Annotated in this window: 22 protein-coding genes; 13 read left to right on the plus strand and 9 right to left on the minus strand. The window is 70.6% G+C overall.

All coding sequences use genetic code 11. The features are described from left to right. Positions 1–15 precede the first annotated feature (15 nt). The gene (locus ACFV7R_RS12905; RefSeq protein WP_385263080.1) at positions 16–519 is read left to right on the plus strand and encodes a GNAT family N-acetyltransferase; all 504 of its coding nucleotides are present in this window, start codon (positions 16–18) and stop codon (positions 517–519) included. Here the strand turns inward: ACFV7R_RS12905 and ACFV7R_RS12910 are convergent. Further along, on the minus strand, positions 503–2,554 hold the full coding sequence (locus ACFV7R_RS12910; RefSeq protein WP_385263081.1) for a DHA2 family efflux MFS transporter permease subunit: 2,052 nt from the start codon (positions 2,552–2,554) through the stop codon (positions 503–505). The two genes, ACFV7R_RS12905 and ACFV7R_RS12910, sit on opposite strands and share 17 nt — an antisense overlap. A 187-nt stretch (positions 2,555–2,741) precedes the next feature. Here ACFV7R_RS12910 and ACFV7R_RS12915 point away from each other — a divergent pair, with 187 nt between their 5' ends. Further along, positions 2,742–3,680 (plus strand): peptidoglycan-binding protein, encoded by a 939-nt coding sequence (locus ACFV7R_RS12915; RefSeq protein WP_385263083.1) that lies wholly within the window; start codon positions 2,742–2,744, stop codon positions 3,678–3,680. Between the two features lie 200 nt (positions 3,681–3,880). On the opposite strand, the gene ACFV7R_RS12920 is transcribed toward ACFV7R_RS12915, so the two are convergent. Continuing rightward, entirely contained in the window at positions 3,881–4,540 is a 660-nt protein-coding gene (locus ACFV7R_RS12920; protein ID WP_385263084.1) for an HAD-IA family hydrolase, read from the minus strand. A gap of 203 nt (positions 4,541–4,743) precedes the next feature. Beyond that, entirely contained in the window at positions 4,744–5,325 is a 582-nt protein-coding gene (locus ACFV7R_RS12925) for a TMEM165/GDT1 family protein (RefSeq protein WP_385263085.1), read from the minus strand. 390 nt (positions 5,326–5,715) lie between these two features. Here ACFV7R_RS12925 and ACFV7R_RS12930 point away from each other — a divergent pair, with 390 nt between their 5' ends. From ACFV7R_RS12930 to ACFV7R_RS12950, 5 genes are all read left to right on the plus strand, one after another. Beyond that, complete coding sequence (locus tag ACFV7R_RS12930; protein ID WP_385263087.1) at positions 5,716–6,360, plus strand: HNH endonuclease family protein; 645 nt, start codon at positions 5,716–5,718, stop codon at positions 6,358–6,360. An 87-nt stretch (positions 6,361–6,447) separates the two neighbouring features. Then, on the plus strand, positions 6,448–8,088 hold the full coding sequence (locus ACFV7R_RS12935) for an alkaline phosphatase D family protein (RefSeq protein ID WP_385263089.1): 1,641 nt from the start codon (positions 6,448–6,450) through the stop codon (positions 8,086–8,088). A gap of 125 nt (positions 8,089–8,213) precedes the next feature. Further along, complete coding sequence (locus ACFV7R_RS12940; RefSeq protein WP_385263090.1) at positions 8,214–10,124, plus strand: FAD/NAD(P)-binding protein; 1,911 nt, start codon at positions 8,214–8,216, stop codon at positions 10,122–10,124. 82 nt (positions 10,125–10,206) lie between these two features. Beyond that, a complete protein-coding gene (locus tag ACFV7R_RS12945; protein WP_385263092.1) occupies positions 10,207–10,659 on the plus strand; it encodes a DoxX family protein in 453 nt (150 codons plus the stop codon). Between the two features lie 152 nt (positions 10,660–10,811). After that, positions 10,812–11,438 (plus strand): DedA family protein, encoded by a 627-nt coding sequence (locus ACFV7R_RS12950; protein ID WP_385263093.1) that lies wholly within the window; start codon positions 10,812–10,814, stop codon positions 11,436–11,438. Positions 11,439–11,454: 16 nt separating this feature from the next. On the opposite strand, the gene ACFV7R_RS12955 is transcribed toward ACFV7R_RS12950, so the two are convergent. After that, the gene (locus tag ACFV7R_RS12955) at positions 11,455–11,685 is read right to left on the minus strand and encodes a DUF2277 domain-containing protein (RefSeq protein ID WP_385263095.1); all 231 of its coding nucleotides are present in this window, start codon (positions 11,683–11,685) and stop codon (positions 11,455–11,457) included. 228 nt (positions 11,686–11,913) lie between these two features. Between ACFV7R_RS12955 and ACFV7R_RS12960 the strand changes: the two genes are divergently transcribed. After that, positions 11,914–12,816, plus strand: a complete 903-nt coding sequence (locus ACFV7R_RS12960) for a ketopantoate reductase family protein (RefSeq protein WP_385263097.1) — start codon at positions 11,914–11,916, stop codon at positions 12,814–12,816. A gap of 54 nt (positions 12,817–12,870) precedes the next feature. Here ACFV7R_RS12960 and ACFV7R_RS12965 read toward each other — a convergent pair whose 3' ends face one another. Together ACFV7R_RS12965 and ACFV7R_RS12970 are read right to left on the minus strand one after the other, a co-directional pair. Then, a complete protein-coding gene (locus tag ACFV7R_RS12965) occupies positions 12,871–13,935 on the minus strand; it encodes a PP2C family protein-serine/threonine phosphatase (protein WP_385263099.1) in 1,065 nt (354 codons plus the stop codon). A 186-nt stretch (positions 13,936–14,121) separates the two neighbouring features. Further along, the gene (locus ACFV7R_RS12970) at positions 14,122–14,592 is read right to left on the minus strand and encodes a DUF3592 domain-containing protein (protein ID WP_385263100.1); all 471 of its coding nucleotides are present in this window, start codon (positions 14,590–14,592) and stop codon (positions 14,122–14,124) included. 253 nt (positions 14,593–14,845) lie between these two features. Here ACFV7R_RS12970 and ACFV7R_RS12975 point away from each other — a divergent pair, with 253 nt between their 5' ends. The 5 genes from ACFV7R_RS12975 to ACFV7R_RS12995 all read left to right on the plus strand — a co-directional run bounded on the left by ACFV7R_RS12975 (position 14,846) and on the right by ACFV7R_RS12995 (position 18,642). After that, positions 14,846–15,199 carry a hypothetical protein gene (locus ACFV7R_RS12975; protein ID WP_385263102.1) on the plus strand — a complete coding sequence of 118 codons (354 nt, stop codon included), beginning with the start codon at positions 14,846–14,848 and terminating at the stop codon, positions 15,197–15,199. 190 nt (positions 15,200–15,389) lie between these two features. Beyond that, positions 15,390–15,800, plus strand: coding sequence for an Imm10 family immunity protein (locus ACFV7R_RS12980; RefSeq protein ID WP_385263104.1), 411 nt, complete (start codon positions 15,390–15,392; stop codon positions 15,798–15,800). Between the two features lie 168 nt (positions 15,801–15,968). Continuing rightward, positions 15,969–16,709 (plus strand): DUF6879 family protein, encoded by a 741-nt coding sequence (locus ACFV7R_RS12985; protein WP_385263106.1) that lies wholly within the window; start codon positions 15,969–15,971, stop codon positions 16,707–16,709. Beyond that, positions 16,706–17,554: a helix-turn-helix domain-containing protein gene (locus ACFV7R_RS12990; protein ID WP_385263107.1), complete on the plus strand. Its 849-nt coding sequence runs from the start codon at positions 16,706–16,708 to the stop codon at positions 17,552–17,554. Before ACFV7R_RS12985 ends, ACFV7R_RS12990 begins: the two co-directional genes overlap by 4 nt. Positions 17,555–18,051: 497 nt before the next feature. Beyond that, on the plus strand, positions 18,052–18,642 hold the full coding sequence (locus ACFV7R_RS12995) for a hypothetical protein (RefSeq protein ID WP_385263108.1): 591 nt from the start codon (positions 18,052–18,054) through the stop codon (positions 18,640–18,642). Positions 18,643–18,728: 86 nt separating this feature from the next. On the opposite strand, the gene ACFV7R_RS13000 is transcribed toward ACFV7R_RS12995, so the two are convergent. From ACFV7R_RS13000 to ACFV7R_RS13010, 3 genes are all read right to left on the minus strand, one after another. Then, entirely contained in the window at positions 18,729–18,959 is a 231-nt protein-coding gene (locus ACFV7R_RS13000; RefSeq protein WP_385263110.1) for a response regulator transcription factor, read from the minus strand. Between the two features lie 325 nt (positions 18,960–19,284). Continuing rightward, a complete protein-coding gene (locus ACFV7R_RS13005; protein ID WP_385263112.1) occupies positions 19,285–19,584 on the minus strand; it encodes a hypothetical protein in 300 nt (99 codons plus the stop codon). Positions 19,585–19,659: 75 nt separating this feature from the next. Further along, complete coding sequence (locus tag ACFV7R_RS13010) at positions 19,660–22,128, minus strand: SpoIIE family protein phosphatase (RefSeq protein WP_385263113.1); 2,469 nt, start codon at positions 22,126–22,128, stop codon at positions 19,660–19,662. Positions 22,129–22,395 lie beyond the last annotated feature (267 nt).

Consider the following 22,395-nt stretch of genomic DNA (forward strand, 5'->3'; position numbering starts at 1 on the left):
CCGACAATGAGCGGCATGACCTGGACCGTCGCTCCCGAACCCGTCGACTCCGCGGACGCCGCCGCGCTCTGGCGGGCGTACTACACGGAGGTCAGCGACCGCTGGTACCTGCTGCACCAGGGCCGCCGGACCGACCCGGCCGAACTGGAGCGGGAGATCGCGGCGAACGCGGGCGACCGTCTCACCCCGCCCGCCGGGCTCCTGCTCGTGGCGCGGTACGACGGCACGGCCGCCGGCACCGCGGGCGTACGGCTGACGGAGGATCCGTCGATCGCCGAGCTCCAGCGCGTGTTCCTGCTGCCGCAGTGGCGTGGAAAGGGCGGGGCGGCGCTGCTCGTCGCCGCCGCCGAGGACGCCGCGCGGGAGCTGGGCGCCGGGCGGATGATCCTCGACACGCGGAGCGACCTGGTGGAGGCGCGGGCGCTGTACGCGCGGCTCGGTTACGAGGAGACCGCGGCACACAACTCCGACCCGTACGCCGAGCACTGGTTCGGCAAGCGGCTCATCTCGAGCGGGTGACCGGGCGCTCTGCGTGCGGCTCCTCCCGGTCCGAGCCGCACAGCTCCTCGTTCAGCTCTCTGACCAGCTGCACCAGGTCGGTGGGCCGGTCCGGGCCCCACCAGTCGCCGAGCAGCCCGGCCAGGGACTCCTCACGGGCGTGCGCGAGCCGTTCGGCGACCACACGGCCCTGCTCGGTGAGGACGAGGTCGAGGCCCTCCCGGACGGCCAGCCGCCGTTCCTCGATCTGCCGGGCGGCCTCCAGGACGGCACCCAGCGGGACGGTGGCACGCTCGGCGAGCACGCCCGGCTCCACGGAGCCGTACCGCTTGATCCGCAGCAGCAGCCAGCTCGCCGCCGGCAGCAGGTCGTAGCCCGCGCGTGCGGTGATCTTCCGGTAGACCTCGCGCCGGCCCTCGCGGGTGCCGAGCACCGACAGGGCGCGGCACACCTCGTCGTACGACGACCGGTGCACGGGGTTGCTGGCCAGTGTCTCGGTGACGTCGGGGGCCGTGACCGAGCCGCGCAGCCGGTCCTCCTTCAGGAACCACGCCAGCACGAAGCCGAGGAGAGCGACGGGAGCGGCGTACAGGAAGACGTCCGTGATGGACGAGGAGTACGCGTGCAGGGCCGGCGGGCGCAGCCCCGGCGGCAGGTCGGCGATGCCGCGCGGGTCGGCTTCCAGGGAGTCGATCGACACGTCGGGCGGGAGCTGCACGCCGCGGAAGGCGGACGCCAGAGCGTCGTCGAGGCGGCCGGCGAAGACCGTGCCGAAGATGGCGACTCCGAAGGCGGCCCCGATGGAGCGGAAGAACGTCGCGCCGGAGGTGGCGACGCCCAGGTCCTGGTACGAGACGGCGTTCTGCACGATGAGCACCAGCACCTGCATGACCAGGCCGAGTCCCAGGCCGAAGACGAAGAGGCAGCCGCTGATCACGGCGTCGGAGCTGTGCTCGTCGAGTTCCTTGAGCAGGAGCAGACCGAGGGTCGTGACGCCGGTGCCCATGATGGGGAAGACCTTCCAGCGGCCGGTGCGGCTGACGATCTGGCCGGAGGCGGTGGAGGCCAGCAGCAGGCCCAGCACCATCGGCAGCATGTGCACGCCCGACCAGGTCGGCGTGATGCCGTGGACGATCTGCAGGAAGGTCGGCAGATAGGTCAACGCGCCGAACATGGCGAAACCGATGATGAAGCTGATGGCGGCCGTGAGGGTGAAGGTGCGGACACGGAACAGCTTCAGCGGCAGGACGGGTTCCGCCGCCCTCCGCTCGACCAGCACGAACGCCACGGCGAGCAGGACGGCGAGCACCGCGAGCCCGACGATCTGCGGCGAGCCCCAGGCCCAGGTGGTGCCGCCGAGGGAGGCGACCAGCACCAGGCAGGTGGCGACGGCCGCGATGAGGAAGGTGCCCAGATAGTCGATGACGTGCCGGGTGGCCGTGCGCGGCAGGTGCAGCACGGTCGCGATCACGACGAGCGCGACGACGCCGATCGGCAGGTTGATGTAGAAGACCCAGCGCCAGCTCAGGTGCTCGGTGAACAGCCCGCCGAGCAGCGGCCCCAGGACGCTCGACGTGCCGAAGACCGAACCGAACAGCCCCTGGTAGCGGCCACGGTCGCGGGGCGGCACGAGGTCGCCGACCATCGCCATCGACAGCACCAGCAGCCCGCCGCCGCCCAGGCCCTGGAGTCCGCGGAAGGCGATGAGCTGCGGCATGTTCTGGGCCATGCCGCACAGGGCGGAGCCGACCAGGAAGATCACGATGGCGGTCTGGAACAGCCGCTTGCGCCCGTACTGGTCGCCGAGCTTGCCCCACAGCGGGGTCGCGGCGGTCGACGCCAGCAGATACGCGGTGACCACCCAGGACAGGTGCTCCAGACCGCCGAGGTCGCTGACGATGGTCGGCAGCGCGGTCGACACGATCGTCTGGTCGAGGGCGGCGAGCAGCATGCCGAGGAGCAGCGCGCCCAGCGACACGAGGACACCGCCGGGCACGCCTTCCTGGGCGCCGGAGCCCGGGACGTCCCTCGTCCTGCCGCGCGTGTCCCCCGCCATGAGACCTCCCGAGGGCTGCCGTGGTTACGCCATCCATCGTGGGCGGTCTGCCCGGTTATGGCCTGTCGAGTCCGCTTGGAAGGTGTGGTTCCGCTGTGACTCCGGGGGCTTCGGGAACAGGACCTCCACGAGATCTGCATAATCTCTGGGGTCGCGAGGAGTCGCGAAGGGAGGGGACGGACGCGTAATGGAGCCGAAGGGGCATCAGTGCCCGGAGTGCGGGGCGCCCAGGGGGGCGGACAACACCCCGTCCTGCGCCTGCGGCCGGCGTGCGTCCGACGCGCTGCGTGACGCCCGTACGGCGGAACAGGCGGCGGCGGAGGACTTCGATCCGCTGCGCATCCGGCCGTACGTGGACCTCGACGGGGAGGAGGCGTCCCAGGCCCACCCGGACGCCGAGGTCACGATGCCCCTGCGCGCCGTCGAACCCGACGCGCTCCCCACGCCCAGCGCCACCGACCTACGGCTGTTCGAGGCCCCGGATCCGGACGCGCCCACTCCGGACGCCGGCCCGAAGTGGCGGCCCCGCAACCATCGCCGTACGGCACTGCTCGGGGCGGCCGGCGCCGTCGTCGCCGTCGTGGCGGCGGCCGGGTTCGCGAGCGGGCTGTTCTCCTACGAGACGCCGTCGCGCGACGAGGCGCTGCCGCAGGACGTACGGGAGGCCGTACCCGACGCACGCACCAGCGAGGCGTCCCGAACGCCGTCCACGACCGCACCCTCGGCGACACCGACGCCCACGACGCCGTCACCGACGACCAGCACGTCCCCGTCCCCCACCCCGACCCGATCCGCGCCGACCACCTCCCCGGCCCCGTCCCAGTCGGCCACACCCACCCACACCGCGACAACGACCCGGGCCACCGCCCCCGAGGCCCCCGACGACGAACCCACCGAGAACGCCCCCGTCCTGGGCCCGGGCGACGACGGCCCCGAGGTCGTCGAACTCCAACTCCGCCTGCGCCAGCTGTACCTGTACAACGACGAACCCCACGGCCACTACAACCACCGCGTGGAGGAAGCCGTACGCAACTACCAGTGGGCACGCGGCGTACAGCCGGACGAACCGGGGGTCTACGACGAGAAGACCCGGGAGCGCCTGGAGTCGGAAACGTCGGAACCATAAGACAAGCCGAGCGTCGACCCGCGGGCACGCGCGTCAGCCCGCGGGCACGCGCGTCAATCCGCGGGCACGCGCGTCAATCCGCGGGCAGTCGTGCCGCCAGGGGCGGCACGGGTGGGCGCGGGCGGCACCCCGCCGGCGCCGGGCTGCGCGACCTACCCCGCGCCAGCCGCAACGCCCCGGCGTAAGTCACGGACGTCGCCCTACCCGACGTACACCCGCATCGCCCCATCAACCCCCGCCTCCACCCGCACGCCCCTCAGATCCGCCACCAGCACATCCGGCCGATGAACCCCCGCCCGCGGCCCAACCCCCACAACCCGCATCCCAGCCGCCCGCCCCGCCGCAATCCCGGCCCCCGAATCCTCGAAGACGAGACAGTCCGCAGGCGCCACCCCCAGTTCCGCGGCCCCCTTCAGGAACCCCTCCGGATCAGGCTTGCTCGCCCCCACCGACTCCGCGGTCACCCGGACATCAGGCATCCCCAGCCCCGCCGCAGCCATCCGCGCCGTGGACAACGCAACGTCCGCGGAGGTCACCAGCGCATGCGGAAGCCCCCGCAGGGACGCCAGAAACTCCGAAGCCCCCGGCACCGGCACGACGCCGTCCATGTCCGCCGTCTCCTCCGCGAGCATCCGCGCGTTGTCCGCATGGTTCTGCTCCATCGGCCGGTCCGGCAGCAGCACCGCCATCGACGCGTACCCCTGCCGCCCGTGGACGACCTTCATGACCTCGCCCCCGTCCAGCCCGTGCCGCTCGGCCCAGCGCCGCCAGATGCGCTCCACCACGGCGTCGGAGTCGACCAGGGTGCCGTCCATGTCGAGCAGGAGGGCGCGGGCGGTGAGCACGGTGGTGGCCGTCATCGGCAGCTCCAGGACGCGGGTGCGGGGCGGCGGCCCCGAAGGCACAAGGTGACCCTCGAAGGGACAAGGTGACCCCTGGAGGGACAAGGTGGCCCCGCCCGCCGGTCAGGGAAAACGGGCGGGGACCACTTTGTTTCTCTACGGTACAAAACAAGACCGGCGTTACGCCACCGCCTTCGACGACCGTTCATCGGGCGTTCAGCTCACCCGGTCGCGGCCTCCCACAGGCTCCACACCCCGAGCCCCAGCATCAGCGACGCCGCGATCTTCGTGATGAGCCCCAGCGGCACCCGCTTCATCAGCGCCTTTCCACCGAGAATGCCCAGCCCCGCCACCGCCCACAGCGCCAGCACCGCACCCAGCCCGACGGACAGCGGATCGTCGTAACGCGCCGCGAGGTTCGCCGTCATGATCTGCGTGAGATCCCCGAACTCGGCGACGAGGATGAGCATGAACCCGGCCCCGGCGACCTTCCAGAAGGACTGGTCCTCCGGCTTGCGGATCTCCTCCTTTTCCTCGCCCTTCTTCCACAGCAGCATCGCCGCGCCCCCCAGGAAGAGCACGCCGGTCACCGCGTGCACGACCTGCTGCGGCAGCAGCGTCAGCACACTGCCTGCCGCGACGGCGAGCGCGACATGCAGCGCGAACGCGGCGGCGACACCGGCGAAGACGTAGGAAGCGCGGTAGCGGGTGCCGAGGACGAGGCCGGCCAGTGCGGTCTTGTCCGGCAGTTCGGCGAGGAAGACGACGCCGAAGACGAGCGCCGTGACGGTGATGCTGATCAAGGTTCCTCAATCGGTCGGGGCTGCCCCACCGAGAGTGCTGCACTGCGTACGGGACACCTCGGCACGACAGCACACATGGCACCCGTGCCGTACGGCTCGGGTGTGCACTGCTTGCCGAAGGTCTCGCTGGCCGGCCTCACCTTCGAGGCCTGCCTCCGGGCGCCGGCTCAGACGAGCTGAGCAGTATGTCGACGGTCCGGCGAAGAGCTACTCCCCTTCTACGCCGTCCATAGTACGCAACAGCCCCGGAGTGAAAAGTTCTGCCTTGAACCTTGTCATGTCATGCCCGCGTCACTAACTTGCCATCGCGCGCACACGCGTACGCAACACGGCACCGCGAGCATTCCCTCGCTCGCACGCCAACACCCCCACATCCCCAAGGGAGTTCGCATGCCCAGGTTCTACGCGCGTCGACGGCTGAGCATAGTCGCGGCGTTCAGCGCCCTCATAGCCTCCGTCGCTCTCTTCAACGCCCCCACCGCCTCCGCCGCCCTCCCCACCCCGGTCAGCGGCGCCACCGCCCGCAGCTACCTCGCCCAGCTCACCGTGGCGACCGAGGACCGCACCGGCTACAACCGGGACCTCTTCCCGCACTGGATCACCATCAGCGGCACCTGCAACACCCGTGAGACCGTCCTCAAGCGCGACGGCTCGAACGTCGTCACCGACTCCTCCTGCTACGCCACCAGCGGCAGCTGGTACTCCCCGTACGACGGCGCCACCTGGTACGCCGCCTCCGACGTCGACATCGACCACCTCGTGCCGCTCGCCGAGGCCTGGGACTCCGGCGCCGACAACTGGACCACCTCCAAGCGTCAGTCCTTCGCCAACGACCTGACCCGCCCGCAGCTCCTCGCGGTCACCGACGACGTCAACCAGTCCAAGGGCGACCAGGACCCGGCCACCTGGATGCCGTCCCGCACCACCTACCGCTGCACCTACGTCCGCGCCTGGGTCCAGGTGAAGTACTACTACGGCCTCTCGGTGGACTCCGCCGAGAAGAGCGCGCTGACGAGCTACCTGGCCTCCTGCTGAGCCGCTTTCCCTGGCGTTCATGAACGGAACCTCGCCACCGACCTCCGTCGTTCCGTACCGTACGGGGCGACGGAGGAGGGTGATCACGTGGCGGGACTGCGCCTGGGTCCACTGCTGAGGTACGCCGACGGCTCGTCCGCGACCGTCTGGGTCGAGGCGAGCCGTCCGTGCACCGCCGAGGTGCGCTGCGCCGACGGCGCCCGCGGTACGGCCCGCACCTTCCAGGTCGCGGGCCATCACTACGCCCTCGTGCCGGTCAGCGGCCTCACTGCGGGCACGGCGACGGAGTACGAGGTGTTCCTCGACGGCACGCGCGTGTGGCCGCTGCCGGACTCCCCGTACCCGCCCTCGGTGATCCGCACGGGGGTGACCGGCGACGCCGTCCGCGTCGCCTTCGGCTCCTGCCGCTGGGCCGCGCCCCCGGCCGACGAGAAGGACCCGGTCGGCCCCGACGCCCTGGACACCCTGGCCGCCCGCATCGCGGCCGACCCCACGGCCGAACGACCCGACGTGCTCCTGCTGTTGGGCGACCAGGTCTACGCCGACGAGGTCTCCCGGGCGACCCAGCGCTGGCTCGCCGCCCGCCGCGACCTCAGCGAGCCGCCGGGCCGGGAGGTGGCCGACTACGAGGAGTACACCCGCCTCTACTACGAATCCTGGCTCGACCCGGAGGTGCGGTGGCTGCTGTCCACCGTCCCCAGTTGCATGATCTTCGACGACCACGACGTCATCGACGACTGGAACACCTCCGCCGCCTGGCTCGCCGACATGCGGGCCACCGACTGGTGGCGCGAACGCCTGCTGAGCGGCCTGATGTCGTACTGGGTCCACCAGCACCTGGGGAACCTGTCCCCGGCCGAGCTGGCCACCGACGCCCTGTACGCCGCCGTACGCGACACCCCGGACGCCACCGACCTCCTGCGCGCCTTCGCCGCCAAGGCCGACGCCGACGGGACGTCCGTGCGGTGGAGCTACCGACGCGACTTCGGCCGCGTACGGCTGCTGATGGTGGACACCCGCGCCGCGCGCGTCCTCGACGAACAGACGCGCTCGATGCTCGCGCCGGGCGAGGCTCAGTGGCTGCGCACCCAGGCGCTGGACGAGCCGGGCTCGTACGACCATCTCCTGATCGGCACCTCCCTGCCGTGGCTGCTGCCGCACCTGGTGCACGACGCGGAGGGGTGGAACGCGGCGCTGTGCCGGGGCGAGAAGGGCGAGCGCTGGGCGCGGTTCGGGGAGAAGGTGCGGCGGGCGGCGGACCTGGAGCACTGGGCTGCCTTCCCCGGCTCCTTCGACGCGCTGGCCGCGCTGATCGCCGAGGCGGGTTCGGGGGACGGGGCACCGGCGACGGTGTGCGTGCTGTCGGGGGACGTGCACCACGCCTACGTGGCCGAGCCCGTCTGGCCCTCGGCCGGCCCCGACGCCCGGGTCCTCCAGCTCACCTGCTCCCCCGTGCACAACTCCATCCCGCTGTCGATCCGGCTCGGCTTCCGCTTCGGCTGGAGCGGCTTCGCCCGCTTCCTCGGCCGCCGGATCGCCGGGCACGGCCGTGTCCCGCGCCCGCCGATCGACTGGCGGCGCACGGGCGGTCCGTGGTTCGGCAACCAGCTCATGACGCTGACGCTGCAGGGCCGTTCGGCGCGGCTGCAGCTGGATCAGGCCAAGGCGGACGGGCGGGGCGGAGCGCGGCTGACGACGGTGGAGGAGTCGGTCCTCACCACCGCATGAGGCACATCCGGGACCTGTGGGACGCGCGTTGGCTTCTGTGGCGCCCGAAGGCATGATGAGGCGGACCGTCCGCTTCCCGCGGGTGGTTCGCCGCTCTGCGCCCCACACGCCCGGGAGTCACCGCTTTGTCTGCACCGACCGCGGAGTCCGCATCGGAGTTCTCCATACCGGGGTCCCCATCGGCCCCGGTTTCCGTCGCCCTGGTCGGTGCCGGACCGCGCGGCACCAGCGTCCTGGAACGCCTCTGCGCCTCCGCCCGTGAACTCCTCCCGCCCGGCACCCGGCTGACGGTCCATGTGATCGACCCGGCGCCGCCCGGCCCCGGCCGTGTCTGGCGCACCGCGCAGTCGGCCGAGTTACTGATGAACACCGTGGCCTCGCAGGTGACCCTGTTCACCGACGACAGCGTGGACTGCTCGGGGCCGATCCGGCCGGGGCCCAGCCTGCACGAGTGGGCCGGCGGCGAGCTGGGGCCGGACGAGTATCCGACCCGGGCGCAGTACGGCCGTTACCTGGAGTGGGTGTTCGCCGAGGCGGTGCGGCAGGCCCCGCCCGAGGTGCGCGTCGAGACCCACGCCGCCCGTGCGACACGGCTCGACGACGGCGCCGACGGCCGTCAGGTGCTCGCCCTGGACAACGGCCGTACGCTGACCGGCCTCGCGGCCGTCGTCCTCACGCAGGGCCATCTGCCGGCCGCCCCCGACGCGGAGCAGCGGCGCCAGGCTGCCTACGCCGACCGCCACGGCCTGCGGCACATCCCGCCCGCCAACCCGGCGGACGTGGACCTGTCCGCCCTCTCCCCCGGCGAACCGGTGCTGCTGCGCGGCCTGGGCCTCAACTTCTTCGACCACATGGCCCTGTTGACCACCGGCCGCGGCGGCCGCTTCGTCCCCTCCGGCACAGGGCTGCGCTATGCCCCCTCCGGCCGCGAGCCACGCCTGTACGCCGGCTCCCGGCGCGGCATCCCGTACCAGGCGCGCGGCGACAACGCGAAGGGCCCGTACGGCCGTCACACCCCGCTCGCGCTGACTCCCGAGGTGATCGCGGGCTTCCGCAAACGTGCGGATTCAGGCGACGCACCCGACTTCCTGTCGGAGATATGGCCGTTGGTGGCGAAGGAGGTGGAGACGGTCTACTACACCACGCTGCTACGCCGCCCCGAGTTCGCCGAGCACTATCTCGCCGTCCCCCATCGCGACCCCCAAGAGGCCCGTCTGCTCGATGATTTCGGTGTCCCGGCGGCCGAACGCTGGTGCTGGGAACGGATCTCCCGCCCGTACGCGGGCCGCGCTTTCGACGGCCCCGGTCAGTGGCGGGACTGGCTCCTGTCGTATCTGCGCGAGGACGCCGCGCAGGCCGCCCTCGGCAATGTGCACGGCCCACTCAAGGCCGCCCTCGACGTGCTGCGCGACCTGCGCAACGAGATCCGGCTGATCGTCGACCACGGCGGACTGTCCGGCGCCTCCCGCCGGGACCATCTGGACCGCTGGTACACGCCGCTCAACGCCTTCCTGTCCATCGGCCCGCCCCGGCGCCGCATCGAGGAACTGGCCGCGCTGGTGGAGGCGGGTGTGGTGGAGGCGCTCGGGCCGCGCCTGGAGGTGCGGTGCGCGGACGGGGCGTGGGTGGCGCACTCGCCCGACATACCGGGCTCGGCGGTCCGCGTGACGACGCTCATCGAGGCCCGGCTGCCGGAGCCCGACCTGCGCCGGACCGCCGACGACCTGCTCGCCGGGCTGCTGAAGACCGGACAGTGCCGCCCGCACACGGTCGACGGTCACGAAACGGGAGGGCTGGACGTCACGCCCCGGCCCTATCGGCTGGTGGACCGTCGGGGTGAGCCACACGCCCGGCGGTTCGCCTTCGGGGTGCCCACGGAGGGCGTGCACTGGGTGACGGCGGCGGGGGCCCGGCCCGGGGTGGATTCGGTCACGTTGTCGGACGCGGACGGGGTGGCTCGGGCCGTGCTGCGTACGGCGGCGGAGCCGCGGGCGACAGCAGACCGACAGGTTGTTGAACTTGCAAGCATTGATTAGGGCTGCCTACGCTCGACTCTCGTTCGATTACGTCACCGGCAGGCCATCCGTGTGGCCTGCCTGACCGTAGGAGCCCCCCACAATGACCGCACGCCTCAACAGCGCGCAACCGTACGTCCTCGCCCTGTTCCGGATCGTGATCGGCCTGCTCTTCTTCTGCCACGGTGCCTCCAAGCTCTTCGGAGTCCTCGGTGGCGCCGACGGCCAGGGCGGGACGGTGTCCGCGGGCACCTGGCCCGGCTGGTACGCCGCCGTCATCGAGCTCGTCGGCGGCACCCTGGTCATGCTCGGCCTCGGCACCCGCGTCGCCGCGTTCATCGCGTCCGGCGCCATGGCGTACGCGTACTTCAAGGTGCACCAGCCGGGCGCCCTGTGGCCGATCCAGAACGGCGGCGAGGCCGCGGCCCTGTACTGCTGGGCCATGTTCCTGCTGATATTCACCGGCTCCGGCGCCCTCGGCCTGGACCGGCTGTTCGCCAGGCGCTCGACGACGGCGGAGAAGCCGGCGGGCGAGCGGTCCCCGGTGACGGCCTGATCCTGCCGGAACCTTGTACATACGGCGCCCTTTCTCACGCGGGTGAGGGAGGGCGCCGTCGTTTTGGCACCGAACGCACGAACCCCCTGTGACCCTTCTGTCACACCCCAGGCGTACGCTCTATGGCTCACGGGGGAGCAACGGGAGTCGCGGTGCTGGAGAGTGTGGGGTCACTGACAGGCAGTCCATGGATCTACGCCATGGTCGCGGTGTCGGTTCTCCTCGATGTGTTCGTTCCGGTACTGCCGAGCGGCGTGCTCGTCATCATGGCCGCGACGGCCGCGGCCGCGGGCTCCGGTGCGGCGACCGGCCAGGTCCCGGACAACGTCCCCGACATCCTGGCCCTGACGCTGTGCGCGACCACCGCATCCGTGCTGGGCGACCTGGTGGCATACCGCCTGGCCTGGAGCGGCGGCGCCCGACTGGACCGCGCGCTCGCCCGCTCACCCCGCCTGAGCACCGCGCAGGAACGTCTCGGCACGGCTCTGGCCCGGGGCGGTGGCGCCCTGGTCGTCCTCGCCCGCTTCGCGCCCGCCGGCCGCTCGGTCGTCTCCCTCACCGCCGGCGCCGCACACCGCCGCGCCCGCGACTTCGTCCCCTGGTCCGCCCTCGCCGGCCTCGCCTGGGCCACGTACAGCGTCGCCCTCGGCTACTTCGGCGCCCACTGGCTGGGCACGACCTGGCTCGCCACGGGCGTGTCCGTCCTGGCGCTGTTCGCGGCCGGCGCGGCGGCGACGTACCTGATGCGCCGGCGGCCGGAGCCCGGGGAGACGGCGTAACTCGCCTCGCCCTCTCCTAACCTGCCTGCCGAGCCGTCTGCCCCCGCACCTCCAACCCGGCCAACAACTCCGCCGTCGCCTCGGCGATCACATCGACGGCGCGGTCGAAGACCTCCTGGTTGTGCGCGGCCGGCGCCCGGAACCCGGAGACCTTCCGCACGTACTGCAGGGCGGCGGCCCGAATCTCGGCCTCGGTGGCCTCCTCGGGCAACGCCGGCGGACGAAGCGTCTTGATGCTGCGGCACATGGGTCCAGTGTCCAGGTCGGGAGGGTGTTCGGGAGGGGTCACGCGAAGAAACGGGTGGGCGCAGCGGCACCCCGGCCCCCCGCCGACCCCTCACCCTTTGGACCCGAACCCGAACGTCCCCCGTCTCGCAGTCCGAACCCGCCATACCCCTCCCCCACCCCCGCCTGCAATGATCCACTCCGAGGCGGCCACCTCCCCGGGGCCGACCACCGAGAGGAGCCGTACTCCATGGCGCACGACAAGCTCACCGTCGCGGTACTGGGCCCCGGAGGCGTGGGAGGCCTGCTGGCCGCCCTCCTCGCCCGCACCGGGCACCGTGTGATCTGCCTGGCCGGCGAGAGCACCACCGACACCCTGCGCACCACCGGCATCCGCGTCCGCAGCGCCCGGTTCGGCGACTTCACCGCCGACGTCGAAGCGGCCACCGAGCTGCGCGAACCGGTCGACGTCTGCCTGATCACCGTCAAGCACACGGCCCTCGACGCCGCGCTCGCCCGCGTCCCTGCCGGCGCCCTGGGCGACGGCCTGCTCGTCCCCTTCCTGAACGGCGTCGAACACCCCTCCCTCCTCCGCTCCCGCTACCGCCCCGACCAGGTCGCCCCCGCCGTCATCCGTGTGGAGTCGACCCGGGTCGCCTCCGGCGTGATCGAGCACACCAGCCCCTTCGCCGAGGTCGATCTGACCGGCGACCCCGTACCTCGGAAGCGTCTCGACACGCCGGCGGCGGCGTTCGCGGCCGCCGGCCTCACCACCCGCGTCCTGGACGACGAGGCGGCGGCCCTGTGGGCGAAGATGTCGTTCCTCGCGCCCTTCGCGCTGCTCACCACCCGTTACGCCCTCCCCCTGGGCGACGTACGCTCCCGGCACCGCGACGAGTTGACGGCCCTGGTGACGGAGACGGCCGCGGTGAGCCGTGCCTGCGGCGGCCCGGCCGACCCCGCCCAGGCCCTCGCCCGCTACGACGCCTTCCCGCCCGGCACCAAGTCCTCCATGCAACGCGACGCCGAAGCCGGCCGTCCACTGGAACTGGACGCCATCGGCGGCGCGTTGCTCCGCGCGGCCGAACGCCACGGCGTACCCACGCCCGTGACGGCAAGGCTGGTACGGGAGCTGAAGGACGCCGGCCACTGACAGGACCTCCGGCGGAGGTCGTCATCCACGCGCGGCGGCGGCAGCTCCACCGCCCTACGTGTCGGCTTCGTCGTCGAGCCGGTCGACGAGGATCATCGCCACATCGTCCGCCAGGCGGCCCCCGGTGTGGCGGATCAACGCCTTGTGCAGTTCGTGCAGGCACTCCGCCGGGGTGGTGCCTGCGCCTATGCGCTCCATGGCCTCCCGCAGGTCGAAGAAGTCGTCGTCGCGGTTGCGGGCCTCGATCACGCCGTCGGTGTACAGCAGCAGACGGTCGCCGGGAACGAACGGATAGCTCTCCGGCTTCTCGGGAGGGCCGGTGATGAGGTCCTCCAGGCCGAGAGGTGGCTGTGGCGAGGAGGGCATCAGAGCCTGGACCCTGCCCTGGTGCAGCAGCAGCGGGGGCGGATGACCGCGGTTGACCAGTTGCACCACGGTGTCGTCCGGCACCTGGGCCATGAGCGCGGTGATAAATCCTTCTATCAGGGCTTCCTCGTCGTACGCACCGGGCACGGCCGCCTCCCGCCGCAGCGCGTCCGCGCAGTGGTTCATGACCTCCATCAGCTCGTCCTCGCAGTGCGCGACCACCCGGAACGCGCCCAGCGCCCTCGCGACCGCGCGCATGGCGTTCAGTCCCTTGCCCCGGACGTCCCCCACGATCATCCGGACGCCGTAGCGCGTCTGCACGGCCTCGTACAGATCACCACCGACCTGTGCCCCGGTCCCGGCCGCGAGGCACAGACTGGCCGCCCGAACCGGGCCCAGGCGCTCGGGGACGGGCCGCAGTATGACCTCCTGTGCTGCCACGGCGATCCGGCGGACCTGGTCGAGCTCGCTCCGCCGGTACGCACGCACGGCGCTGCTCGTGATGAAGCTGGCCAGGGAGACCAGGGTAAGAGCCAGGAAGTTGGTGTAGACCTGCAGCGTGCCCCAGGCCTGGTTATAGGTAGCAGTGGTCACGCTGATCACCAGAGCCAGAGCCGCCGCCGAGACGGTGCCCTTGGGGCCGATCGTCACTGCGGCCAGCGCCGGCGTCGCGACGAGCAGAGGGCCGGTGTAGATGAAGTGGGCGGGGGTGAGCTCGATGACCAGCACGCCCAGCGCGATGACGAAAGGCACCCACCTCACGAGTGTGGGGAGGACCCGGCTGTGGCTGCCTGCTCCCGGCCGAGGAGCTGAGCGGAGTACCGACCGCATGGGTAAAGCCTGCCCCGCCGAAGTTGAACTCTCCACTTCAACGCCTTTACGCCAGGTCAGGCGCTCAGTCCCACCCGTCGTGACTGAGCGCTGCAGGGAACATACGGCCTAGGAACGTCCCCGCGTCGCCCACGCGACGGCTGTCCCGATCCCCCCGGTCAACAGCCCGATCCCACCGAAGATCAGTGGCAGCAGCCACAGCGAGGCGAACCCATTGATCCGCGCGTCCTCGGGGGAATCTGCGTGGTAGAGCACCTCGACCCGCTCGCCCTCCTCGTACGCCGGTGGATTGGCACCCGTGGAGTCCTGGAACGTCCTCTGCGCACCGTCCGCCGACGTGAACTCGACCACCGGGTACGCCGCGGGCCTGTCGTCCTCCCGCTTCTTGCGGGACACGCCGTCGTGGCCGTTCCGCCACTCCAGGGCAACCACCGTGCCCGGGGTACGCTCCGCAGTCGCCAGCAACGAGACCGACACCCCCGCAAGGATCAGCCCCACAGCCAAGAACAGCGCCCCGAACACGATCGCCCCGAACGTGATCCACCGGTGGGCACCCTGCCCACGCACCTGAACCTGCACGACGCCCCCCTCACTGGTCCGGAGTGAGAGGGACGCTATCCCAGAGATCCGGGTCGCCGTGCTCCCGCCTTGGGAGTTCAGCATCGGGCCGCCGTTCAGGAATCGTCCAACCCGCCCACGGACCGGCCAACTACCACGCTCTGTATGGCCAACCATCGCGCTCACTGCCAACTAGAGCGCTCAGGCACACCCGTTCGCATGAACCACGGGAAGAAACTCGCCACCCAAAATCGAACAGGCGTAGCATTGCGGCGTGGCTACGACCTATGACTTCCCTAGCGACCTCCGCGCCGGTCAGGAGGAGCTGCATCAGGTCCGGGCCGAGTTGTCGGCCCTGCTGAAGCGGCTCCCCTGGTCGGTCGAGCCCCTGGACGGCTTCAGCGACGCCGGCGGCTGGCGCAAGATCGAACGCCCCGCCTCCCCCGGCTGGACGGCCGACGAACAGGCCGAGGTCGAGAAGCTCCGCCAACGCGAGCACGAACTCGCGATCTTCGTCACCACCCACCGCTACTGGTCGGAACTCACCGGCCCGGACCGCGTCGACGCCCGCGCAAAACTCAAGCACGCGCACGAGACACCATCGGAACCCGAGCGGGAGGAAACCTGAAAACGATCAAGGCCCAGGTCTCCGGGTGCGTACCCGGAGACCTGGGCCTTGATCGTGTCCTGCAACTGGTGGGGGTGACCGCACGTTGTGGCACGACAGTGGCGCGCGCGCCACTATGCACTGGCTTCCGCCGTCGCTGGCGGTCAACCTGACCTACCGGCCGAGCCGAGCCTCCTGTTAGAACCCTGCCATGACATACAGGTTCACCGCTCGTGCGGTAGCGGCGGAGGTCGACTCCGACAATGACGTGATGCAGGCCGGCGTCGCCGAGGACGAGGTGGGTGAAGGATTCATCCTGTTGTTCATGAGCAACATCGGTGCCCCGTCTGCTCAGAACGTGTCCCTCGGGCTCGACACCCACTGCCTGGTGACGCAAGAGCAGGGCACGGTGTACGGGTGCGTTCGGGAGGTGACGTTGTCGGAAGGGCTGCTCACCGTGTCACTGGACCCCGACGCCCTGGACGATCTGGGCTTGGAAGACGCCGAGATCGAGGCGGAACTCGCTGCGCCGGACGAAGACGTTCAGCGGATGCGCGAGGTACTCGCCCAGATACTGGCGTTCGGGCGAGAAGACGCCCAACCCCTGCGCGTAAGCCTATAGGCGGATCCAGGTCCGCTTGCTCCTTGGGAAGCTGGGCGCGGCTCCGTCACGTCCGCTTGCGCGCAATCCACCCGTACTCCTCGGGATGCGCAATCTGCTGCAATCCTCGGGTGTGCCCGCGCACACGTGCGCATCCTGAATCTCCAACCGGATCGGATGGAGGGCGACATGCCGCTCAGGTTCATCGGCACGACCAGTGATGACGGCGACTGTCCCACCCTGTACGAGATCGAAGGGACGGACGAGATTCTCGTCCAGGGCGAGCGCGAGACTGATCCTGGGCACCTCGTGCAGCTGCGCGACGTGAAGGAGTCCGAGACGTTCGTGCGCATCCCGCGCAGCCTGCTCATCCGCTACGCACCCAGGACCGACGCCCCTGAGCTGCGGCCCTTCGGCGACATCGCTCACCTCTTCAAGGAGTTCCGGCACACCGCGTGGCGGTTGGAGGCCCGTCGCGGCTACGCCTCCGACCGCCACAGCACGAAGTGGCAGCGCTGGCTCGCCGGCGAGGACATCGCCGGCGAGCCCGTCAACCCTTGGCGCGAGAACGTCGCCGAGCCGACCGCCGCAGGGAAGCGGTTCGAGCGCGTCCGGATCGTGGACGAACCGCCCACCCAGGGCCAGGAGTTCCTCCTCGCGAGCGCTCCCGGCAACATTGCGGCGGGCGAGGACATCCGCAACCTCTCCCGCACCCGAGCGCAGGAGCTGCAGCTGCCGGACTACGACTTCTGGCTGTTCGACTCGAAGACCCTCGCCCGGTTCGAGTTCGATGACGATGACACGACCCTCGGCGTGTACGTCACTGAGAACCCGGCCGAGGTGCTCGCAGCCTGCCAGGCCCGGGACGCCGCCTGGCACCACGCCGTGCCTGCTGCGGAGTTCGCTGAGCGGGTACGTTCCACCGTGTGACGACCGACTTCCAGACCGCCCGCGAAGCCCCCGGCGCGCGCCTGCGCGAGCTGCGCGCTGAGGCCGGTCTGGAGGGCAAGGACCTTGCTGCCAAGCTCGGTTGGCAGACCTCGAAGGTGAGCCGACTCCAGAACGGCAAGCAGACCCCGACCCGCGCTGATCTCACCGCCTGGGCAAGCGCGATCGACCGCCCCGACGTCGAGCCCGAGCTGCACGGTCTGCTCGCGGGGCTCGACACGAAGCAGCGGCATCGCTCCTGGCGACGCCAGTTGGCCGGCGGGCACCAGGCCCGCCAGGAGATCGCCGTACGGCAGACCGAGAACACGACGATGATCCGCGGTCTTGAGGTCTCCCGGGTACCTGGCCTCTTCCAGACCCCGGAGTACGCCCGTGCCATCTTTGACGCCAATGCCGAGTTCCGCGGCATCCCGGCGACCACGGAAGCGGCCGTTGAGAAGCGGATGCGCAGACAGGAGGCGCTGTACGACCCGGACAAGTCGTTCCGGTTCCTCGTGTGCGAGGCAGCGCTGTACCACCGGGCATGCCCGGTGGACGTGATGGCCGAGCAATTGGACCGGCTGTACAACCTCGTCGGACAGCGGCGCATCGAGCTCGGCATTCTGCCGTTCGGCGCCCAGCTGCGCCGCACGGCACCGCACGCCTTCTGGATCTACGACCGGCGACTGGTCATCGTCGAGACGATCAGCGAGGAGCTGTGGCTCACCGGCGACGAGGACGTCCAGCTGTACGAACGGGCGTGGGACTGGCTCGCCGACTCCGCCGAGTACGGGTCGCCGGCGCGGCGCCTGATCGGCCGGGCAAGGGCCTCCCTGAATCTTTCGTAGACAAGCGGCCGCAATCGGCGGACCGGCTTGCGCAATCGTGCGCAATCGCCGCTCGGGCGCGCAATCGTCCTGCATAGCGTGCCGGTCATGGCCCTGTCGAAGCGCCTCACTGAGCTGCACGAGGCCGGGGACGCGTGGCTCGCCGACTGCTCCGCGCACCCGGACGTGGTACGTACGGCCTGGCGTGCCGAGAAACTCGCGCCCATCGCCTCTGGCGAGCACTACGGCCCCGAGGGAGATCCCCAGCTTGGCAGCGATCTGCCGGTAAGGGACCCCCTTGCGCGCGAAGCAGGAGGATCGCCTCGCGCTGCATGACGCGCAGCTTCGGGGCCCGCTCCTTGTAGTCCTTCAGCACCTCGCTGATCGCCACGGCGCGGCGCCACCGTTCGATCGGTGGGGCTGCACCGCCATCGAGAGAATTATTTCGACCTTGTACAACCACACGGTTTCTCCACGAGTCGTACACCTGCAATCCATGAACGATCCCTGGGGGACACGTGAACCAGCAGTACCCGCAGCAGCCGAACCAGCCGCAGCAGCAGTACCCGCAGCAGCCTGGATGGGGCGGCCCTCAGCAGCCGCCCGCCTACTACGGCGCGCCCACGCCCCAGCCGCCGAAGAAGCGCAGCGTCGGCAAGATCGCCGGGCTCGGCTGCCTCGGCGTCATCGCCCTCGTCGTCATCGCCGGCGTGGCCGCCGGCGGCGGGGACGGCGACTCCACCGACACCAGCAACAAGGACAAGGCCGTCAGCGCCAACGACAACCAGAAGGCCGACGAGGCGAAGGAAGAACCGGCGGAGGAGACCAAGACCCAGGCCGAGCAGTTCCAGGCCTGCGTCGCCAAGAGCGGAACGCCCACCGAGAAGGAAGCCGTCAAGCACGTCACGAAGGTCACCGGCGCCGACAAGCGGAACGACATCCTCGACGCGCCCGAGGTGTTCACGGACTTCACCGGTGGGCTGGTGGGCCCGCACGCGGGTGAGGGCAAGCTGATCGCGTCCGCGTTCACGTCCTGCTACGAGTCGGACAACGGTCTCGTGACCGTGTACGACAAGGACGGCGAGATCCTCGCCAACGCCAACTACTAGCCCCGACCGTCGTGGCCCTGCCCGCCCGTGACGGCAGGGCCACGACCCCCCAGTACGGCGAGGTCGACGAGTGATGTCCGTCGAGGTCACAACCCCAGCGAGATGGCCAGTCGGGTGAGTTCGGCCGTGCTGTTGATGTCGAGCTTGGCCCGGATGCGGCGGAGATAGGCGTCCACCGTGTGCCTGGAGAGCCCCATGTGGCGGGCCGTTTGCAGGTAGGTGCGCCCTGCGGCGATGTGGCGCAGCGTCTCCCGCTCACGCGGAGCCAGCGCAGGTGCGGGGGCTTCGACGTACGGCGTGGTGAGCGTGAGGCTCATGGGTTTTCCTCCGACAGATCGGCTCGGCCATCACTGCTCACGCCCTCGGAAGCAGAGGATGAATGTCCGAATAGTGCCTTTTGTTCTGTCCTGAAGAGCCTGCCCGAGCGACTTCACGACGGTGTCCGCCGACTGTCACAGACGTGTCACGAGGCGCGGCCGTCGGCGCGCCACAGCGCGATCGCAGAAGGGAGCCGTTTGCCTGAGGGGCCGGCCAGGCTTCGGACCTGCCCGCAGCAGCCCGATCCCGAGCCATGATCTTCGAGGCTCGCGCCAAGGCGGCTGGGGGCGGATCCTGGCAAGTGCCCTGCCGCCGACGGGTCACTCACGAACTGGCGACGCCGAGCGGACGGCGCTCGGGCCTCACGGCATCAACCGTGCGGGGCCACACGGAGCGGGCGAGGGCCGTCAGCGACACACAGGCCGCCACGTGGATCGCGCTGCTGAGCAGCGACTCGGGCCATGCGGCCTGCAGGACGAGCGCCGTCAGTCCGACGATGTATCCCACGGCAGCGAGCCTCGGCAGTACGCGTGAACGCAGCATGGACACCCCGAAGAGGATGGTCCCGGTGATGAAGATCATCCCGCTGGCGAGGAACGCCCATCGCGTCGGTCCCTCCAGCACCTCCTCAACGACGCCCGGCGCGACGAAGACGCCTCACGTGCTTGACGCCGGCGCTCCGACGGGCGCCGTGGACGATCAGCGGCCGGATGTGTGGGCCAGGTCTGCTTCGGCCCAGAGGACCTTGCCGTCCTGTGCCGGGCGGGTGCCCCATCTGCGGGACAGCTGGGCGACCAGGGCGAGGCCGCGGCCGTGTTCGTCGACGGTGCGCGCGTTACGCATACGCGGGGAGGAGAAGTCGGCATCGGACACTTCGACGGTCAGGACCCGGTGCCGGATCAGACGCAGGCGGATCGGGCCGTCGCTGTGACGGAGGGCGTTGGTGACCAGTTCGCTGACGATCAGCTTCATGTCGTCCACGAGACCTTCCAGGCCCCATTCGGCCAGCTGACCGGCGGCCAGGTTCCGGGCGTGGCGGACAGCGGTCTGGTCACGGGGCAGGGTCCAGGTGGCGACCTGGGCCGGGGCGAGTGCGCGGGTGCGGACCAGGAGCAGGCTGGCGTCGTCGCACGCCTCCTGATCCTCGACGGACGCCATCGCGCGGGTGCAGAGGTCCTCCAGGGAGCGGCCCGGTTGTGCGAGGGCGGCGCCCAGGCGGTGCATTCCCTCCTCGATGTCGTGGTCGCGGGTCTCGATCATGCCGTCGGTGTAGAGGGCGAGGAGGGTTCCCTCGGGCAGTTCCAGCTCCATGGACTCGAAGCGGGCCCCGAGCTCGAGGCCGAGCGGAACCCCGGTGGGAAGGTCGGGGAAGGTGACCCGGCCCTGCGGGTCGATGATCGCGGGCGGGGGGTGCCCGGCGGCTGCCATGGTGCACCGGCGGGTGGCCGGGTCGTAGACGGCATACAGACAGGTGGCACCCACCGCCGTGGTGCTCTCGTCCGGAGCGTCGGCGTCTGCTTCCGCCAGTTGCTGGACCGTGTCATCGAGGCGGGCCAGGAGTTCGTCGGGGGGCAGCTCCAGGCCGGCGAGCGTGTGGACCGCGGAGCGGAGCCTGCCCATGGTCGCGGCAGCGTTGATGCCGTGTCCGACCACATCGCCGACGACGAGGGCCACCCGGGCGCCGGACAGCGGGATCACATCGAACCAGTCGCCCCCGACGCCCCTGTCGATGTCGGCGGGCTGGTAGCGCGAGGCCGCCTCGACCGCCGAGCCTCCCCTGAGACGGTGCGGGAGCAGACTGCGTTGGAGCGTGAGTGCCGCGGTCTGCTCGCGGCAGTACTGGCGGGCCTTGTCCAACGACACCGCGGCGCGACTGACGAGCTCTTCGGCCAGCAGCAGATCGGCCTCCTGGAAGGGCATCGGATTCTCGGTGCGGACGAACACCGCCATACCCAGCAGGACGCGCCGCGCGCGGATGGGGACGACCATCAGGGAATGCACGCCGTGCTCACGGATCCGCTGCGCCAGTGCCGGCCACTGGTCGATCCACCCGCCCGGAGCGGTGTCCACCTTCGGCTCCAGGCGGGACCTGCCGGTGCGCAGGACGTCGGCGACGGGAGAGGCGGGCGGTACGAGTAGGGGCTCACCGCGCATCCACGGGCACTCCGGCGCTCCTTGGTGGGTCGAGGCCACGCCGGCACGCCTGAGAACGGGGAGGCGCTGGCCGATCGATCCGATGCGGACCTGGGGTCCCTCGCCGAAGGGAACCGACTGCTCCAGGTCCACGGCGACGTAGTCGGCGAACTGGGGCACGACAAGGTCGGCCAGTTCCTGACCGGTCTGCATCACATCCAGGGTGGTGCCCAGGCGCGTACCTGCCTCACCGAGAACGGCCAGGCGCTCGCGCTCCAGCCGGCTCTCGGTGAGATCGGTGCTGATGATGCACACCCCCAGCGATCGGCCGTCGGCGCCCTGAAGACAGGAGAACGAAACCGCGAACGGGCGCTCCTCACCCAGACTCGTCGGCAGCCACGTCCGGTATTCGTGGACCTTGGTGCTACCGCTCTGGAGCACCTGCCGCATCACCGCCTCGACCGTTTCGGCCTCGACACCGGACCACGCGTCGATGACTCGACATCCGAGCCGCCGGTCTCGGGAGATGCCATCGTGGCTCTCCGACGCGTCGCTCACCCAGGTGCAACGCAACTCCAGGTCACGGACGACGACGCCGATCGGCGCGCGGTCAAGAATCGACCCCTGCGCCGATCCGTTCACCACTTCTCCGGACGGCACGCCGATGTCGGTCGCGGACACAAGCCACCGCACTGCTCCGTCCTGCCCCCGCACCAACGAGATCCGCAGGCCGACGTCGAGCATGCGGCCGTCCCGGTGGCGCACCGCCGTCGCGCCCGACCAGCCGTTCTGGACACGGCACCGCTCGACGTACGCCGACATCGTCGGCGCTACCCCGAAGCATGGCAGGACGAGTACGGCGGGCCGGCCGACCACCTCCCCGGCGGAGTACCCGACAAGGTGCTCGGCGGCCTGCGTCCACGCGACCACCGTCCCCTGCTCGTCGAGCAGCGCGAACGCCGCGTCGGATATGTCAGACGCCTGTATCTGCCTACCGATTGTCACTCGGTCGGTGCTGATCGTGGTCTTGGTCATCGAGCTGTCGTACCTCGGACGGCTTAGGGATGAGCGACATGAGGCATAGGAGTAAATTTTCCCCTTACCGGGCAATTGACCGGATGGCGCCCTGCCCTGTGACAACGTCGCAGCCGTGGCTGATACCAGTTCGGCCATGAAAGCCCACTGACGGGCTGCGACGGCATACGTGCAGCAGCCCGGGAACGACGCCCAGGAAGCGAGCATTCTCTGCGGCCGTCCTCCGCGACGTTCACCAGCTGTCGCCACGGTCGGCTCTACGAGGCG

Source organism: Streptomyces sp. NPDC059866, from assembly GCF_042731325.1.
Taxonomy (GTDB): domain Bacteria; phylum Actinomycetota; class Actinomycetes; order Streptomycetales; family Streptomycetaceae; genus Streptomyces; species Streptomyces flavusporus.

Coding starts and splice junctions, on each gene's coding strand:
- ACFV7R_RS12905 (WP_385263080.1), top strand. CDS start 16: ATGACCTGGACCGTCGCTCCCGAACCCGTCGACTCCGCGGACGCCGCC.
- ACFV7R_RS12910 (WP_385263081.1), bottom strand. CDS start 2,554: ATGGCGGGGGACACGCGCGGCAGGACGAGGGACGTCCCGGGCTCCGGC.
- ACFV7R_RS12915 (WP_385263083.1), top strand. CDS start 2,742: ATGGAGCCGAAGGGGCATCAGTGCCCGGAGTGCGGGGCGCCCAGGGGG.
- ACFV7R_RS12920 (WP_385263084.1), bottom strand. CDS start 4,540: ATGACGGCCACCACCGTGCTCACCGCCCGCGCCCTCCTGCTCGACATG.
- ACFV7R_RS12930 (WP_385263087.1), top strand. CDS start 5,716: ATGCCCAGGTTCTACGCGCGTCGACGGCTGAGCATAGTCGCGGCGTTC.
- ACFV7R_RS12945 (WP_385263092.1), top strand. CDS start 10,207: ATGACCGCACGCCTCAACAGCGCGCAACCGTACGTCCTCGCCCTGTTC.
- ACFV7R_RS12955 (WP_385263095.1), bottom strand. CDS start 11,685: ATGTGCCGCAGCATCAAGACGCTTCGTCCGCCGGCGTTGCCCGAGGAG.
- ACFV7R_RS12960 (WP_385263097.1), top strand. CDS start 11,914: ATGGCGCACGACAAGCTCACCGTCGCGGTACTGGGCCCCGGAGGCGTG.
- ACFV7R_RS12980 (WP_385263104.1), top strand. CDS start 15,390: ATGACATACAGGTTCACCGCTCGTGCGGTAGCGGCGGAGGTCGACTCC.
- ACFV7R_RS12985 (WP_385263106.1), top strand. CDS start 15,969: ATGCCGCTCAGGTTCATCGGCACGACCAGTGATGACGGCGACTGTCCC.
- ACFV7R_RS13000 (WP_385263110.1), bottom strand. CDS start 18,959: ATGAGCCTCACGCTCACCACGCCGTACGTCGAAGCCCCCGCACCTGCG.
- ACFV7R_RS13010 (WP_385263113.1), bottom strand. CDS start 22,128: ATGACCAAGACCACGATCAGCACCGACCGAGTGACAATCGGTAGGCAG.